At 68.7% G+C, this 17,553-nt stretch carries 8 protein-coding genes; all 8 read right to left on the bottom strand.

The features are described from left to right. Window positions 1–15: 15 nt before the first annotated feature. The 8 genes from ACQPYS_RS11315 to ACQPYS_RS11280 all read right to left on the bottom strand — a co-directional run bounded on the left by ACQPYS_RS11315 (window position 16) and on the right by ACQPYS_RS11280 (window position 17,514). On the bottom strand, window positions 16–1,137 hold the full coding sequence (locus tag ACQPYS_RS11315; RefSeq protein ID WP_433492548.1) for a class I SAM-dependent methyltransferase: 1,122 nt from the start codon (window positions 1,135–1,137) through the stop codon (window positions 16–18). After that, on the bottom strand, window positions 1,134–2,522 hold the full coding sequence (locus ACQPYS_RS11310) for an FAD-binding oxidoreductase (protein ID WP_433492547.1): 1,389 nt from the start codon (window positions 2,520–2,522) through the stop codon (window positions 1,134–1,136). The genes ACQPYS_RS11315 and ACQPYS_RS11310 overlap by 4 nt, the downstream gene beginning before the upstream one ends. Then, window positions 2,519–3,865 carry a class I SAM-dependent methyltransferase gene (locus ACQPYS_RS11305; protein ID WP_433492546.1) on the bottom strand — a complete coding sequence of 449 codons (1,347 nt, stop codon included), beginning with the start codon at window positions 3,863–3,865 and terminating at the stop codon, window positions 2,519–2,521. The genes ACQPYS_RS11310 and ACQPYS_RS11305 overlap by 4 nt, the downstream gene beginning before the upstream one ends. Next, entirely contained in the window at window positions 3,862–5,067 is a 1,206-nt protein-coding gene (gene hsaA / locus ACQPYS_RS11300; protein ID WP_433492545.1) for a 3-hydroxy-9,10-secoandrosta-1,3,5(10)-triene-9,17-dione monooxygenase oxygenase subunit, read from the bottom strand. Before hsaA ends, ACQPYS_RS11305 begins: the two co-directional genes overlap by 4 nt. A 70-nt stretch (window positions 5,068–5,137) precedes the next feature. After that, complete coding sequence (locus tag ACQPYS_RS11295; protein ID WP_433492544.1) at window positions 5,138–5,860, bottom strand: class I SAM-dependent methyltransferase; 723 nt, start codon at window positions 5,858–5,860, stop codon at window positions 5,138–5,140. Continuing rightward, complete coding sequence (locus ACQPYS_RS11290; RefSeq protein WP_433492543.1) at window positions 5,857–13,110, bottom strand: condensation domain-containing protein; 7,254 nt, start codon at window positions 13,108–13,110, stop codon at window positions 5,857–5,859. The genes ACQPYS_RS11295 and ACQPYS_RS11290 overlap by 4 nt, the downstream gene beginning before the upstream one ends. After that, on the bottom strand, window positions 13,107–13,601 hold the full coding sequence (locus ACQPYS_RS11285; RefSeq protein ID WP_433492542.1) for an OsmC family protein: 495 nt from the start codon (window positions 13,599–13,601) through the stop codon (window positions 13,107–13,109). The genes ACQPYS_RS11290 and ACQPYS_RS11285 overlap by 4 nt, the downstream gene beginning before the upstream one ends. Continuing rightward, window positions 13,588–17,514, bottom strand: a complete 3,927-nt coding sequence (locus ACQPYS_RS11280; RefSeq protein ID WP_433492541.1) for an amino acid adenylation domain-containing protein — start codon at window positions 17,512–17,514, stop codon at window positions 13,588–13,590. Before ACQPYS_RS11280 ends, ACQPYS_RS11285 begins: the two co-directional genes overlap by 14 nt. Window positions 17,515–17,553: the final 39 nt, after the last annotated feature.

The raw sequence follows: 17,553 nt of genomic DNA, 5'->3' as shown, positions 1-17,553 counted from the left end.
CGAGCAATCCTCGGGTCAGTGTGGTGTCCGGGCGGCGAAGATCCGCTGGCCGTGCACGGCCAGCGGCTGCTCCGGCCCGGGCAGTATGAGCCAGGGCGCGAGATCGGCGGCGACGAGTTCGGCCCGCCATTGGGATTCGGTCAAGAAGATGCGGTCGGAGCCCGCGCGCACATCGTCGACACCGGGGCGTAGTCCCCCGGTGCGCGGTGACATCAGGAAGTGCATCGAGGTGAGCAGTTGGGGGTGTTCCCGGCAGGACTCGATCACCAGTAGATGTCCGCCGGGCCGGAGCAATTCGCGGAGTCGGTGCAGGGCAGCTCGGCAGTGGTGGGCATTGTGCAGCACATTGGCGGCCAGCACGATATCGAAGGATCGGGGCCGTGGGAGATCAGCATTGAGGTCCAACAAGGCGAACCGCAGCCCTGGGTGATGCGCGAAACGAGTGCGGGCGGCGTCCAGGAAGAACGACGACACATCGGTGAAGTGGTATTCGACCGGGCGGCCGTCGAGATGCGGAAGGAGATCCGCGGTGGTGCCGCCGACCCCGGCGCCGAGTTCGAGGATCCGTACCGGGTGACGATCGCCGGAGAGTTCGTCCACCGCTCGTGTGATCACCCCGGCGGCCGCGGCGTTGAGGTACTGATTCACCGGATTGTCCCGGTACGCCGCCTCCGCCGTGCGGAGGTCGCCGTCGGGAAACAACAGTTCCTGTGCCAGCACCCGGTCTTGCAGCAGCTCGCGCGCATGCCGATTGGCGTCGACGAAGAACCGTGTGAGCTGTGCGGGGAAGCCGAGATCGGCGCAGACCCGCTCGAGCTGCGATCGCTGAGGGGTAGGTATCGCCCGCAACGAGGCGAATCCCCTGTTCTCCTCGTGTTCCAGCCATCCGTGCGTGCTGAGCAGGACGAGCCAGCGCCGCAGCAACCAACGGTGCCGCGGCGCGACCTCCAGCATGGCGACCAGGTCTTCCTCGGTGCGTGGCTGCGGCCCCGACAGCGCGGGGCGCAGTACTGCTGCCATGGCCCGTAACCCGAACAGATCGAGGTCCGCGCGGGCGGCGAGGCACTGGCGGGCATCGAAATACGCGACCGACTCGTCGGCGCGCCGCGCGATGGCGAGCGTCTCGTCGCCGGTCACAGTGCCTCGATCAGCGGTGGGATGTTGTGATTGCACCGGAACGTGTTTCCGGGATCGTAGCGAGTCTTCACCCGCTGCAACCGGGCATAGGACGCGGGGTGGTAGGCACGGCGCACACGCTCGGGTGTGGCGGTGTCGTCGAGGATTCCGATATAGGGTCCACCCGCGGAGCATCCTTGCAGTCCGTCCACCACCTCGGCGATCCAGGCGCGGGAAACGGTGAGGTCGGTCCCGGCGGGGCCACCGGAGAACATGACCGCATGGTAGGCGGCGTCGTGGTAGCCGAACGCGGTCGCATCCGGCGGCATCCGCTGCAGGGCTCCGCCGAGTCGATGGACCGAGACCAGCGAGTACGGAGTCGGCATCCGCGCCGCGAGATCGACGAGCGCGTCGACGGCATCATCGTCGAATGCGCGGAGCCACTCGGTGCCGGTCGCGGTGCCGTGTCCTTCGTGGAACGCTTGTTCGGTGTTGCTTTGCAGCTCCGGATAGGTCACCGGGCGGATGAGATCGAGTTCCGGCTCGCCCAATCGACGCAACGCTGTCAGTTCCGATTGCGCTCGGTCGGGGGCGCCGAAGTGGGCGACGGTGACCGCGGCCATAGGCGGCCCCTTCGGGGCGGTGGGTGGCCAGTGCAGGAGAGTGGCACGCAGCGCCATTTCGTCGGACGCCTCGGCGCACAGCTCCCGGAATGTTCGGAAGACACCGGGTCCTCGGTCGAGCCGGAACAGTAGTGTGCCCGCGCGCACCTCTCGGATCGGGTAGAGCTCGAGCTCGAGCGCGACCACGACACCGAAATTGCCCCCGCCACCACGAAGCGCCCACAGCAGGTCCGGGTGGTGGTCGCCGCTCGTATGCACGAGGCGTCCGTCGGCCAGCACGACCTGCGCGGAGCGAACACTGTCGCATGTGAATCCGGCGATGCGCTGGAGCCAGCCGCTGCCCCCGCAGAGCGTGGAGCCGACCACGCCGACCGTGGACACGTCGGCTCCGGTCACCGCCAGCCCGTGCCGATGGCAGACACGGTCGAATTCGGCCCACGTCACACCCGCCCCGACGACTGCTCTCCGGGTGGACGGGTCGATGGTGACGGTTTTCAGGCCCGAAAGGTCCAGCAGCAGGGAGCCGTCGGCGGCGGGATGCTGCGCGACTTCGTGTCCGCCGCCACGTACCGAGACGGGTAAGCTGTGGTGCTGCGCAATGGTGACAGCGGCCCGGACGTCCGGTACCCGGGTGCATTGAACGACCGCTGCCGGTCGTTGGTCGATCGCCGAGTTCCATCGCTGCCTGGCCCGGTCGTAGCCCGGTTCACCCGATGTCAGGACGGCGCCTCGGCAGGCGGACCGAAGTTCGGTGAGATAGCTCGAAGGCGTGATGGTGGTCATGCGGCGGAGAACTCCTGGACGACAGCAATGGGCGGGAGCGACTGCGGGGTGGTCAGTAATTCGAGGTAGTCGGTGAGCACTTCCGGCATCCTGCGTCGCAGATATCGGGTGAACGGGTCGTTGCAGACCGCGTGCGGCGGACGGTCGGGCCAGGCGGTCGGGTCCGGCTGGTGTTCGGGGCGGCCGACCGCGAGCACGCGCCCGTCGGCGGAGTCCAGGAGTAACGCGTAGCGGGCCGGGAGCACCGCCGCGACCCGGGCCGGTTCGACAGCTTCTGCGGATTCGTGGTCGAGCAGCGCGTTCGGAATACCGGTGACCAGGGTCGCTTCCCGTTGTACCGAATCGGCGAGCGCGCGGAGCCGCCCGGCGGTGTCGCGGGCGGGCAGATCACCCCACCGGATCTTCCGGGCCGGTGCCGGCGAGGGCGCGTCGACGGTCAACACCACGTCGTACCGATACCGGGTGAGTTCGGTATCGGCTCGCATGGGCTTGGCGTAATAGGTGGCGCGCACCGATCGCGGATGCCGGCGGGCGAGGCCGGCGAAGATCCGGGGATCACAGAGTAATTCCTCGTCGGCCTCCACGCGCGCCACCGCGCACCGGTCGATCTCCTCGGCGCTGCGACCGGGACCGCGGGCCTGCTCCAGCCATCGGGCGAAATCGTAGGCGGTGGCGAGGTTGCGGATATCGCCGATGACGACGGTGCCTCCAGGTGCCACCAGGTCGAGCGCGTCGTCGAGCACCGCGGTGAGATAGCGCTCGTCGGGGAAGCATTGGGTGACGCTGTTGAGGAGTACACAATCCGGTCGGCCGTGCGGAGCCAGCTGCTCTACCACGGCTGTCACTCGGACGTCGGTGAGGTGGTGCGCGGCGGCCTGCACTACCGATACGTTCGGTAGCTGCCGCGCGCGTAACCGCTGCACGACCGGTCCGGCGGGGTCGAGTCCCACATAGCTTCGGGTGAACGTGCGTAGGCGGTGTGCCAGGAGTCCGCTGCCGCAGCCGATTTCGAGAACGAACCGCGGGTTCCCGCGACGCACGAGTCCGACGGCGTGCTCGATCCATTCGAGCATGTGTTCACGGGGGAACGGCGCACCGGTATCGGAGGCCCGCCAGCCCGAGAGGTCGAGGTCGTCGCCGTGCCGGAGCTCGTCGGACGAATACACGAATTCATAGACATGTCGCCAGTGCTCGAGATACTCGGTGACCAGGGCCCCGGGAGCCGGTCGCACGGACACTGCGTCCGCGGTCGGGCGGACCATCAGAGCACCGTGCTGCCGGTCCCACCGCGCCGAACCCACCCAGGGGTGCCGAGTGAGCACGGAGATCAGCTGTTCGGTCACCAGCTTCGCGCCTCGGACAGCGCGGCCAGCTCGGACGCGGCGAACATCCGATAGACGCGTTCGGGGTCGTTGGCCGCGTGCGCGCGTCCGGCATGCACATCACGCCAGAAGCGCTGGACTGTACTGTCGGGTCGCAGCGCGCGACCACCGGAGTTCTCGAACAGCCGGTCGATCGCGGCCACGGCACGTTCGGTGCCGCGAACCTGATCGCGGCGAAGCCGGAGCCGCTCACGTGGTCCGATCGGTCGCTCCGCCGCCGCCAGCCGGTGTAGATCGTCGATATTGTGTGTCAGTTGCCGCCAGGCCGCGTCGATCTCGGTGGCGGCGAAAGCGATTCGTTCCAAGGTGGCGGGATCGTCCCGGAAGGCGTCACCGGTGTAACCGGTGTCCTTACGCGCATCACCGGGCAGCGCGGCGCGGACGCGGTCGTGCTGCTGTTGGAGATGGGCCCGGTAACCGCCCCGGGCCATGCCCACGACGGCTGCGGTGATAGCGCTGGTGTGCAGGCAGCCGAACGGGATCCGGTACAGCGGGCCGCCGTTGAACTGCTGTCCGGGTGTGCGGCACGCGGTGACTGCGTCGGAGCCGAGCATCCGGTGGGCGGGCACGAAGATATCGTCGACGACGATATCGTTGCTTCCGGTGCCACGCAGTCCGACGGCCTGCCACACATCGGTGATGGTGTAGTCGTCGGCGGGCACGAGGAAAGTACCCGAATCCACCGGTTCCCCGTCGACGATCACCCGCGCGCCCAGCAGTGCCCACCGGGCGTGGTCACATCCGGACGCGAAACCCCAGCTGCCGCGGAGCCGGTAGCCGCCCTCGACGGGAACAGCGGTGCCGGTCATGGCGTACGAGGAGCAGATCGCGGTATCGGGGCCGGCACTCCAGACGTCGTCCTGGGCCCGGAGGTCGAACAGCGCCAGATTCCACTGGGAGACACCGAGCACCGCGGCCACCCATCCGGTGGAACCGCAGGCCGAGGCCAGGTCGGTGACCGCGGTGTAGAAGTGGGCCGGATGCGCTTGGTACCCGGCATGCCGTTCGGGCCGGAGCAGACCGAAGAATCCGGTGGCGGTCAGCTCGGTGAGGGATTCGGGCGGTATCCGCCGGGCCTCTTCGGTGTCGCGGGCGCGCTTGCTCAAGGTCGGCAGCAGGTTACCGACCGCGGCGAGTATCCCTGTGGTGGCGTCATCGGTCATTGCATGTCCTCCGTGGCTCGGTTGGTGGCGGAGCGGCTGCGGCTCCGGGATATGGGGATCCGGGTGGATATCAGCGGGTGAACCGCAACAGACCGGTCGCCTCGTCGAGGTCGACCCGACGTAGTCCGGCTGTGCGCGCCTCGGCGGTCAGCCGATCGGCATCCGCCGGCCAGACGTGGTGTTCGGTGTGGACTTCCTGCATCAGGTCTTCACCTCGGTAGGTGCGGTAGGTCATCCGCCAGATCAGTGACTCCGCGTCCACCGGATCGGCCCGGCTCCAGCCCTCGTAACGCAGGTCACCGGCCCGGGCGGTGGTGTAGCGCCGTTCCGGTGAGGCCTCGACCACGCCGGGGCGCTGCACCTCGACCACCGCGTCACCGCCGGCGGCGAGCGCGGCGGCGATCGCGGCCCATACCCGCGGACGGGTGGCGGTATCGAAATGCCCGATCACTCCGAGCGCCACCACCGCCGCGCACTGCTGCGGCAGCGGGGTCCCGAGGAACCCGCCGGGTAGCACTGTGATCCGTTCGCGCAGGTCTCGGCGGGCAGCCAGGCGCGACAGCAGCACGGCCCGCATCGCGGCCGCCGGTTCGACCGCCACGATCCGGGCGTCCGGCAGGGCCTCGGCGACGAGCACGGTGGACAGCCCGGTGCCCGCCCCGATATCGGTCACGGGGCCGGCGATCGTGTCCACTTCGGACAGCAACCGGGTCAGCACGGGCTCTACCGCGGCCACATAGGGGGTGGCCATGAGGTCGTAGAACTCCGCAGCCGCGGCATAATCGTCGGTCACGATTTCTCCGAATCGTTCAGTCCGGACAGCATTTCCGAGATCAAATGGGCGACCGTCGCGACGGCCGGCGGCCGCAGCAGCGCGTAGTGGTGCGCCGCGACCGGCCTGTTGTCGATGGTGACGCCGGTGTATGCGGCCCACCCGAGGTCCGACAGGTCACCGCAGTCGTCGACACCCATCCCGACGCCGGAGTTGTGCGGGGCCGGAAGATCAGCCCGCACGAGCAACAGTTCGAGTCCGTCACCGTCCAGGTCCCCGGTGTGGTGACTACCGAGTGCCCGCAGATGCCGGCGGAAGATGTCTTCCTTGAGCCGCTGGTCGGCCGGATTCGCGCGATCGACGAGCCCGGCGGCCGCGAGTCTTCTCCGGATTTCGGCGCGTTGTCGTTCGTCGGGGCTGCGATCGAACTCGGCATCGACAATATCGGTGCCGATCTCCAGATCGAGGAACGCGGCCAGCGACCCGAGGTAGCGCGTCCAGAACCGGGCGCCGTCGACGTGGTGGATCCGATCGGCGATGTTCGAGTCGATGAGGACCAGCGCCTCCACGGTCGCGCCCGCGGCACGCAAGCGCCGAGCGACTTCATGGGCGAGGATTCCGCCCATCGACCAGCCGCCGATGCGGTAGGGGCCGACCGGCTGCTCGGCCCGTATCACCGCTTCGTACACCTGCGCCATCTCCGCGATGGTTTCCGGCCCCGGCGCTCCGGCGAGCTCCGGGTCCTGGACTCCTATCACCGGTCCGCGGGTATCGAGCGTCCGCACCAGGTCGAGATAGCAGAGGACATCGCCGCCCGTGGGGTGGATCAGGAACAACGGCCGACCGATGCCATCGCGCAACGGCACCAGACAGTCACGCGGAACCGGCGGCCGCGGCGCCTCGGGGCGTGCCACGGAGGCTACGGCGGCCAAGGTCGGATCGGCGAGGAACTCGCGGGGTGTCACCACCAGGCCCAGTTCGTCACGCAGCCGGTTGAGCATGCGGATGGCGGTGACGGAGTCTCCTCCGACGGTGAAGAAATCGGAGCCGCGGTCGATTTCGCCGGGGATATCGACAATCCGCTGCCAGAGTTCGGCGATGGCCCGTTCGGTACCGGTCGCGGGCGCACCACCGACCGGCGCCACAGCAGGGGCGTCGCTGCGCCGAGCCGGTTGTGCCGGCCGGGGCACGTTCACTGTCGCCAGCCAGGTGTCCGGCCATTCGACAAGCGCGGTTACGTTATCGCACACGTCCGCGAACAGTGTGTCCAGCACGCCCGAGGGGAACAGCTCCGCGACAGCATCCAGATTCACCGCTACCGAATCATCCCAATCCCATTGGAATACCTGCATATCCAGCGCCACCTGCGGTGTGCGCACGCGTTGATAGAACTGGCGGACCTCCACCGTGTCCGGAGTGCCACCCGGTGGATGGAGCCCGAGGGTGCTGTGGAAGACGACCGGTGCCTGCGGGGTGGTGTCGCGTCGGCGCCGGGCGAGTTCTCGCAATACCTCCACGCCGGCGACTTGCCCGTGGTCGAGCATCGTGGCGGTGGCTTCCTGCACATGCCGGGCAGCGTCGAGGAACGTCGGCCGCTCGGGCAGGGAAATATCGAGCAGCACGGTACCCGCGTAGGGACCGATGGCGTGATCGAGATCGCGGGGCAGGTGCAGCCGATTGAGGTACAGCACATTCAGCAGGAACCGGCGGTGCCCGGCGAGCCGGGCCAGGGCGAGGGTCCAGCAGGTGGCGAAGGCAGCTGTCGGTGTGATGTTGTACTCGGCGCAGTGTTTGCGCAGGACCGCCATCTGCGCACCGGTCACCCGGAATTCCCGGCGTTCCAGTGCCTCCGGACTCACCTGGTCGAACGGCACCGCCAAGGGCAGGGCCGGAGCCGGCGGCAGATCGTCGATCCGCTCCCACCACCAGTCACGCTGTGCCTGCCATTCGGGCTCGTCGCGCTGGCGCGCGATGGTCTCGACATAGTCGCCGAAGTGGGCGGTCAGTGGCGGCAGTACCGTGTTCGGGTCGTCGAGATAGGTGAACAGCTCGGTGAACATCAACTGCACCGACCACCCGTCGGCCACGAGCAGACTGCACACGATATGCAGGCTCAACTCGTCACCGGGTAGCCGGACGGCGGTCACGGCGAACGGCCACGGGTCCATCCGCGGACCGCTACGCTGCAGTGCGGCGCGAATCCGGGCCAGTTGCCGATCGACCTCGCCGATGCTCGCATCACGCATATCGAGATGCGTGATGGGCAGCGCGGACAGTCGCGGATCATCGTCCGGCAGTATCTGCTGGGTACCGTCGGGAAGCAGGACCGCCCGGAGCATGGGCTGGCGCTCCACCTGCCGGCGCACCGCCGTGTCCAAGAGACTGGGATCGATACCCGAGAGCCGGAAGTCGACATAGTTGTGTGCCGAGTCGTAGCTCAGGGCGTATCCGTGCTGCTGGCCCACCCAATACGCCTGCTGCAAGGGCGTCAGCGGGAAGGGCGCGGCCGGATCGTCTCGACGGACCAGTTCGACGGCGGTGGCCGAGACACCGGCGCGGCGTTCGTCGATCAGTACCGCCAGTTCGGCGAAGGACAGATCGCCCACGAGATCCGCCACAGGGACCGCGACACCGAGCCTGGTGCGGACCATGGTGGCCATCCGGACCGCCAGTACCGAGTCACCTCCCAGGCTCACGAAAGTGGAGTCGGGGCGCACCACTCCGGGGTCCAGCCCGAGCACCTGATTCCAGATGTCACCGACGACCTCGGTGACCTCTTCGTCCTGGCCCGTTCGGGCCGCGCCGGCATCGGCGGCGGTCCACGCCTGCGGGTCCGCGACGAGCCGGCGCAACCACTCCACGTAGGAGGCGAACGCAGTATCGGCCGCCACGGGATCGAGCACGGTTTCGAGTACATCCCACTGCAATTGCAGGCCGTCGGCGTGCACGAATGCCTGGTGGTCGAGCCACACCTGCGGAGTTTGGCTCACTCCGTGCACGATCCGGCCGGCCCACTCCAGATCGGGTGCGCCGCCGACCAGTTCGACCACGTCGAGGGCGCTGGTGAACACCACCGGCAGCAGCCGTCGCTGCCCGGTGCGGGTGGACAGTTCGGCCAGCACATCCAGGGCCGAGTATTCGCGGTGATCGATATCGTCGAACAGCTGCCGCTGGGTGCGCGCAACGCGTTCGGTGAACGACCCCGCACCGGTGCGGTCCACCTCGTGGGCCAGCAGGGTGGTGAAGTCGCCGACCGCGGAATCGATACCGGGCAGGGCCACCGGCCGGTCTATCAGAGTCAGCGCCAGGGTGAACCGGTCGTCCCCCGCCCAGGCGGCGAGCACATCCGCATAAGCGGTGAGCAGCACCGCGGACGGGGTCACACTGTGTTCGGCGGCCAGGCTGCGCAGCCGCTGCCATTCCGCGGGCGCGAGGCGGGCCTCCCGTCGGCCGAACCAGGGCTGGGTCTGGGTGCGCGTATGCGTCGGCAGGTTCGGCGGGCCGGGCAACTCGGCCATCCGTTCCTGCCAGTACGCGGCCGCCCGGTGGCGGTCGGCCGAATCGGCACGAGCCTCGGTATGTGCCACGTAGTCGGTGAACCGGGTCGGCAGCGGCGGCAGCTCCGAGGCCGGGTCGGTGTAGTACATCCGTAGGTCGCGATCGAGGACGAGGAAGCTGCCCGCATCGCAGATCAGCGCGTCGATGCCGATGAACAACCTGGTGGTGGTGGAGTCCAATACCGCGGCCCGCACATCGAACAGGGGCCAACGGTCGGGCCGGTGCACCCGGTGCGAGAGCCGACGCCGCAATTCGGCGAGCGTGTCCTCCCGCGCTTCCTGAGCCGAGGTGGTGAGGTCGTGACGGCGGATCCGAAAATCGGGAACTCGGGGCAGAATACGATTTCTGCCGTCCTCGGTGACCACGGCGCGCAACATCTCGTGTCGCCGGATGACCTGGTTCCACGCCTGTTCGTAACGGCCCAGGTCGAGATCCGTGCAGTCGTATTCGAGATAGATATGGCATGACACATCGCTCAGGCCGAATGCACCCGACCGCCCCACCCAGTACGCGTGCTGCACCCGGGTGAGCGGAAATGTCGGGTCCTCGGCAGACGAGACGGCCGGGACCTCCGGTACCGGAATATCGACGCGTGTCACCGTGGGCGACGGTGATCCGGTTCCGGCTGCCGTGGCGGGTCGGCGGTCCCGTAGAAGTGTGGCGAAATCCGCCACGGTCGAGTGCGAGAGCAGTTCCCGCATCCGGATATCGGTGTGTTCGCGCTCGTTGAGAATGTCGAGCATGCGGGTGGCGAGCATGGAGGTGCCGCCGAGCGCGAAGAAATCGGCCTCGGGGGTGGCCACGGTCTCACCGAGCGTCTCCGCCCACAGCGCGGCGACGGCATCCTCCTCCGGCCGCGCGAAATGGGGGCGGGCGACGAGCTCTGTCACATCGCCGTGATCCGCGGTCGTCGTGGCACCGTTCGGCACCGACGGCGTGGGGTTGGTCGGCCATGGGGTGTGCGCGTGCCCGGCGGTGTCCGAAGCTCGGGCGCCGACCGTCGCGAGGTCGGGCCGGAGGTCTTCTTCGGAGACGATCACCATCTTTGCCGGTGGCGTGGCTGTGGTGTCGGCGAGGTCGCCGCTTCCGGCAGGTGCCGCCACTTCGGCGGCGGTGGGCGGGTCGATCCAGATACGGCGGCGCTGGAACGGATAGGCCGGCAGGCGAACACGCCGACGCCGGCGGTGCAGCGCCGCCACATCGATATCCGCTCCGTCACACCACAGCTGTCCGATCGCCGACAACATGACCGCGCGGTCGGTGCCCGCTTCCTCCTCGGCATCCGGCAGCGTGGTGAGCGCCCTGACCAGCCGGGAAGGTTCGTTGCGGCGCGTGAGCGCGGCGAGTGCGCTGCCAGGTCCCACCTGGACAACACTGGTAGGACCCGAGGTCGTGGCGGTCCGCAGGGCGGAGGCGAACAGGACCGGCTCCCGCAGGTGCCGGGTGAAGTATTCGCTGTCGACCGTATGGACCCGACGACCGGTCACCGTGCTGAAGAACGGCAGCGTGGCCGGTGCGAAGGCTACGGATGCGGCGGCCGCTCGCAGCGGTTCGACCGCGGCGGCCACTGCCGGTGAGTGCAGCGCCGCGTCGACGCGCAACCGGCTGCACTGGATCGCGGCGCGCCCCAGCGCCGCGGCGAACGCGTCGATCATCGCGACGGGACCGGAGACCACACATGCGGTCGGCCCGTTCACCGCGGCCGGCGCGAGTTCCGGGTAGCGGGTCAGCGCGGTACGCAGATCCTCCTCGGCGAGCGCGACAGCCAGCATCGCACCGGGTGCCGCCGCGGCCAACGCCAGGGACCGCACCGCGACCAGGTGAGCGGCGTCAGCCGGATCGAGGACACCGGCGACCACCGCGGCGGCGTATTCGCCCAGGCTGTGGCCGATCACAGCGTCCGGTTCGATCCCGTAACCGCGCACGGTCGCCGCGGTCGCCAGAGATACCGCGAATAAGGCGGGCTGACCGTAGCGGATATCGTCGACATCGTGCCGCCCGGCACGGCCGGTGACGATCTCGCGGATGTCGTAGTCCAGCACCGGCCGCATGGCTTCGGCGCACCGATCGATCCATTCGGCGAAGACCGGTTCGTCGCGGTAGAGACCGGCGCCCATTCCCGGGTACTGCGCGCCCGCGCCGGGGAAAGCGAAGACGATATCGGGCCGGCCGTCCGGTATCAGGCCGACGGCAACCGGGTGGAGGCCCGCCGGTGTGTCGGTCAGGACAGCGGCCCCCCGCCAACCGGAATCCGGATGTCGGCCGCTCGAGGCCGTGTAGGCGTAATCGGCTCGCTCCGCCGCCGTGACGGTGCCGGCGTGGTCGAGCTGGGCGCGACAAGCTCCTTCTCCGGCGGCCGAGGCGAGCAGCAGCTGTGCGCGCGGGTCTTCCTGGCCTTGTCCGTCCTGGTCGGGCGCGTGCTCGAGCACGATATGACAGTTGACGCCACCGATGCCGAACGAACTGACTCCGGCGATACGGGTGCCGTGACGTTCCGGCCAGTCCCGGGTCTGGTGGATAGGTTCGAGAAGCCCGCGGAGGCGTTCCAGCTCCGGATGAGCCGGACGCGCGTGCAATGTCGCGGGGAGTTGTCGATGCCACAGCGCGAGCGCCGTTTTGATCAGGGATGCGATACCGGCCGCACTGTTCGTGTGGCCGATATTGCTCTTCACCGACCCCAGGGCGATCGGCTCCGCCGCTGTCCGCTCACCGAATACCGCGGCCAGCGCGGATAATTCGATCTGATCGCCCAACGCGGTCGCCGTACCGTGTGCCTCGATGAGATCGACGGCATCGATTCCGATATCGGCGACCGCCAGCGCCTCGGCCACAGCTCGTGCCTGACCCGCGGCCGAGGGAGCGGTGAAACCCGCCTTGCCGCCGCCGTCGTGGTTCACCGCGCTGCCCCGGATCACCGCATAGACGGGGTCACCGTCGGCGAGCGCATCCGCGAGGCGTCGCAGCACCACCATGCCGACACCCTGGCTGTGCACCATCCCGGTGCCGTCCACCCCGAATGCCCGGGTGTGCCCATCCGCGGAGAAGATCGCCTCGGGCACGTGCAGGTAACCCCGCCCCTGCGGAACGATCAGCGACGCACCCCCGGCCAACGCGGTATCGCATTCTTCCCCCAGCAGCGCCTGCGCCGCCACGTGCACCGCCACCAATGAGGTCGCGCAGGTGGCCTGCACGGCTACTGCCGGGCCGGTCAGACCGAGACGGTAGGCGATCTGCTGCGGAAAGTAATCGGTGAGGGTGCCCGTCTCTGCTTGCAGGCGGCCCAGCGGGTCCCGTTCGGCGCCCGTCCGATACGCGACGAGGTTGTGGTCGAGATAGTCGCTGCGCGAGGCCCCGGTAAAGACGCCGACAGCGCCCCCGCCAGCACCACCGCGGTGCCCCGCGTCGCCCAGCGCGTCCCATGCGCATTCCAGCAGCAACCGCAATTGCGGATCCATCAGCGCGGCATCGTGGCCGACGATACCGAAATGCTCCGGGTCGAAGCGGTCCTGGCCGTCGATGACCGCCCCGACCGGGACATAGTGTCGGTGCCCGCGCACATCCTCGGGCACTCCCCGGGCCGCGAGCTCGGCATCGTCGAACCTGGTCAAGCCCTCTCGTCCCGAAGCGATCAGGTCCCAGAAGGCGGCGAGGTCCGGTGCACCCGGGAATCGGCAGGCCATCCCGACCACGGCGATGGCATTGTCGTCGTTCACGATTCGATCTCCAGTTCCGAGTCCACGATCAACCGGCCCTGTGTCATGGCCAGCACCGGGCAGGATGCTTCGACGAGCCGATGCAGCTCGTGATAGCGGGCAGGGTCGGGTCCGGCCAGCCTGGCGCGGACCCGGATACGTTCGGGTTGTGCGGGGTCGGTGAGCCCGAAAACGCCACCGAGATCCACCTCGGCGTCGACATCCACCGCGAGCGCGGTGATCTCGATGCCCAGGCGCGCGGCATGGAACCGGTAGGTCACGGCCTGGCAGGCACCGAGCGCGGCCAACGCCAACCCGATCGGGTCGGGTCCGGCATCGGTGCCCCCGGCCGGGACGGGTTCGTCGACCACGAACATGTGCCGGCCGACGCGTACCCGCATTTCGGTGGGGGTGCCCGGCCGGTGTTCGGTCCGGGCGCTGAACCGTTGTCTGCGGTCGGCCGCGCGTGCTGTGGCGGCGCGCAGCCGGTGCACGGTATCAGTGAACGACATCGGCGAACCTCGCATTCGATCGGTGTGCGCGCCGACGGCGACCGCGGGCCGCGGCGCCGGTGAGATCGATGGTCACGGTCTCGCGCGCCGGGATACCCGGCGTGGTGTGTTCGACGATCCAGTCCACCAATCGCCGGATCGTGCCGAGTTGGAAAATGTCCGGCACCGTCAGCATCGGGGTGAGTGTCCGCAGCTTGCGGTGAGCACGGACCAACGTGAGAGACGTGGCGCCGAGATCGTGGAACGGGGTGGTCGTCGCCGGCTCGGGCCCGAGCAGCTCGGTGAAGACCTGGGTGACCATCGCTTCGGTCCGGGCGCGGTCGGCCGAGACCGGCTTCGCCGGAGGGCGCAGAACGAGCTCGGCGGTGTCCCCCACTTGCGCCTCGGCGTTCACCCCGTGCGCTGTGGCTGCCGTATGCAGCCGGCGTACCCAGTCGCCGGCGTCGGCGGCGGTAGCGCCGACGGCAGCCTCCAGCCGCAGTGTGACCGTCACCCCCAGGGCTTCCGCTTCGCGCGCCGCAGACAACAGCCAGTGGTCGCCGGGTGGGCTGGTCGAGTCGGCGGCGATGCCGGAAGTGTCCGGGAAACCTCTGGCATCGACGTCCCGGGTGACCGCAGTGTCGAGAGGAACTCGCGAGGACACCGCTCCCTGTACTCCGGGTGCGATGCGCGGGGCCACCGGCCCACTGCCGGGGGTCGTCTCCGGTGTATCCGGACGGGACCGGCCAGGTGATTGAGGCTCTTGTGCTGCGGCGGACCGCCGGAAGGGATTCGGTAGCCGGGAGTGATCGACTTTTCCGTTCGAGGTCAATGGCAGTGCCTCGACCGTCACCCAGCGGGACGGCACCATATAACGCGGTAGCAGGCGTGCGGCGTGCTCGGCGAGTTCCGTTGTATCGAAGGGAGTTTCACCGGCGACCAGGTAAGCGACCAATTGCGGTCGATCGTCTGCCCCCGGCACCGCGGCGGCCACCGATCGGCGCACTGCCGGATGCCGGGCGAGCGCGGCCTCTATTTCGCCGAGTTCGATGCGGTGGCCGCGCACCTTCACTTGCCGGTCGACGCGGCCGAGGAACTCGATGGTCCCGTCCGGCCGCCATTTGCCGAGGTCCCCGGTGCGATATAGCCGCCGGTCCAGCCGCGGGTGGTGAATGAACCGCTGGGCGGTCTGCTGGTCGTCACCGACGTACCCGCGGGCCAGCCCCGCACCGCCGATGTGCAATTCGCCGGGTACACCTATGGGGCAGGGGTTCCCTTGTTCGTCGAGGATCAGGAAGAACTGCTCACGCAACGCTTTCCCGTACGGCACACTCGTCCATTCCGACCGCACCTCCCGCACCGGGTAACAGATGGACCAGATGGCGGCCTCGGTCGCGCCGCCGAGGCTGATCACTCGCACGTGCTCGCCGATCACCGCTCGGAGCCGCTCGGGCAACGACAGCGGTATCCAGTCACCGGACAGCAGGAGGACGCGCAGTGAGCGCAGCCGCGCCGCCGCCGCGGGATCGGCCTCGGCGTACTCGACGAGCATCTCGGCGAGCGCCGGCGCGGTATTCCACACCGTCACGCGATGGACGCCCACCAGTTCGCACCAGTGGCCGGGGTCGCGCAGCCGGTCAGCGTCCGGAAGCACCAGCGCCCCGCCGGACCCGAGCACACCGAACAGGTCGTATACCGATAGATCGAAGCTGAGCGCCGACAGTGCCAGGACCCGGTCGTCCGGTCCGATACCGAAGCGGTCGTTGATATCGTCGATCGTGGTCCGGGCCGCACGATGCTCGATCGCGACACCTTTCGGCTCCCCTGTGGATCCGGAGGTGAAGATGACATAGGCCAGCTCACTGTCCGCGACAGCTATGGGTTCGGCGAGGGTGACCGCCGCGGGCAGGTCGTCGATCGGATGGACCCTGACGTCTTCGGGCAGCTCGGCAACGCCGGAGACCAGGGCGTGCGCAATTCCGGCCCGGCGACAGACCGAGGCGATCCGCGTGGCGGGCCAGTCCGGCTCGACCGGCACGAACACTGCTCCCGCCCACAATGTCCCGTACACAGCAGCGATCTGTTCTGCGGACTTCGCCGCGACGACGGCCACTCGATCGTGCGGACGGATACCGGCGGCGAGGAGCCTGCCCGCTACCGCGCGCGCCCGGGCGGCCAGCTCACCGTGGGTGAGCGGTCCCGCGGTGGTCACCACCGCGGTGGCATCCGGCCGCGTGTCGGTCCAATGGTGCTGCGGCTGTGCGAGCAGCCCTGTCCCGAGACCGTCCGGCAGCGGCCGCACCCCTTCGAAATGGGGGTTCCAGCCGAGGTCGACCGCGTCCCACACGTCCTCGTCCTCGGCCAGTCGACGCAGCAGGCGTTCGTGGGCGGAGAGCATGTGCGTCACGAAATCCGGTGGGAATGCCTCGATGACGGCATCCCAGGCCAGTCGCAGACCACCCGCCTCGTCCCAGACGATGTGGTCGAGGATGACCTGCGGTGTCTGCGATACTCCGAACGTCTCGTCACCCAACCAGCCCGCGGCCGGGCCGTCGGGTCTACCGAGCCCGACACCGCTGGTGAAGACAACAGGGTAGCGCGGGGTGAGATCGGCGGCCTGCTCGCGCTGCACCTCGACGCCGCTGTACGAGCGATGCTCCAGGTCCGCCCAGAAACGCGTATTGACCCGCCGGGCGAACTCGGCGAAGCCCTGCCACCCTCCCGGGTTCACCTCGGGGATCTCGACCAGGGCGGTGGTGCTGAAATCTCCGACGACTCCTTCGGCCTCCGCACTGTCGGGGCGATCGAAGAGCGTGGTGTTCAGGCAGAACGCTTCGCCGGCTCCCCACCGCGCCAACGTGACCCCGAAGGCCGCGAGTAATACCGCCGTGGGGCTGAGACCGCGCTTCTTCGCCGCCGTGCCGAGCGCTGACCAGTGCTTCGGCGCCAATCGCGCCTCGTGCCGGCGGAAGCGAGGGTGGTGGATGGCCGCCGGGGCCACGGCATAGGGCAGCTGTGGCCCCGGCGGCAACGCAGGCAGACGTTCCTGCCAGTACCGGCGATCACGGCGGCGACGCGATTCGTCGATGGTGCGACGATCACGCAGAATTCGCAGGAACGACGTCGCAGGGCGCGGGAGGATGATGTCGGGGTCGGCCACCAGCTCACCCCACTCCCACATGAGCTGGTTCCAACTCGCCATATCGAGCACGATGATGTCGAAACCGATGAACAGTCGCAGCGCACCGGACGGCAGGATCGTCGCGTGGATGTCGTAGAGGGGCCATATCGCGCAATCGCGGACCTGATGGGACTTCTCATCCCGTAACCGGGCCAGCGCCGCGGCGGCATCGTCGGCGGAGCCGCGCAGATCGTCGACCCCGAACCGGTAACGCTGTCCCGGTGGCAGTACCCGCTGACGGCCGTCGTCGGTGACGACGGCGCGCAACATATCGTGTCGTACCACCACGTGGTTCCATGCCGTTTCCAGCGCGGCGATCTCGGCGTGCGGGTCCGCGGTGACGAAACGGGCGGGATCACGGTCGAATTCGAAGTAATAGAAGGTGGCCACTCCGCCGAGCGGCATACCCGCTTCCCGGCCCACCCAGTACGAGGCCTGGATGGCGGTCAGCTCCTCCTCCGTCACCGACTCGGTGGCCGGAGGTGACACCGCGAGACCGATCTCGGGCTGCACGGTCCCAGCGCCACCGCGGCGCTTGTCGACCTCCACGGCCAGCGACCCGACGGTGGCTCCCACGAACGACTCCAGCGGTACCCGGATTCCCGTCCGCTCGGCCAGACGCAAGTGCAGACGCGCCGCGAGGAAAGAGTCCAACCCGTATTCCTGCAACGGAAGGTGGCCCGTGATGCCGTCCGCATCCATCCCCAGAACTGTTGCGGCGCAGCGCCGCACTTCATCTTCTGTTGTCGGCATCTCCAGCCCTTGCTCGGCGAACTCAACACGCCTACGCTA

This window comes from Nocardia grenadensis, from assembly GCF_050942415.1.
Lineage (GTDB): Bacteria > Actinomycetota > Actinomycetes > Mycobacteriales > Mycobacteriaceae > Nocardia > Nocardia grenadensis.
Note: the sequence above shows the minus strand (reverse complement) of the source record. Positions and strands in the feature narration are given on the sequence as shown.

What these genes read in the sequence shown, in the direction of transcription:
- ACQPYS_RS11310 (WP_433492547.1), bottom strand. Translation starts at nt 2,522, where the DNA reads ATGACCACCATCACGCCTTCGAGCTATCTCACCGAACTTCGGTCCGCC.
- ACQPYS_RS11280 (WP_433492541.1), bottom strand. Translation starts at nt 17,514, where the DNA reads ATGCCGACAACAGAAGATGAAGTGCGGCGCTGCGCCGCAACAGTTCTG.
- hsaA (WP_433492545.1), bottom strand. Translation starts at nt 5,067, where the DNA reads ATGACCGATGACGCCACCACAGGGATACTCGCCGCGGTCGGTAACCTG.
- ACQPYS_RS11285 (WP_433492542.1), bottom strand. Translation starts at nt 13,601, where the DNA reads ATGTCGTTCACTGATACCGTGCACCGGCTGCGCGCCGCCACAGCACGC.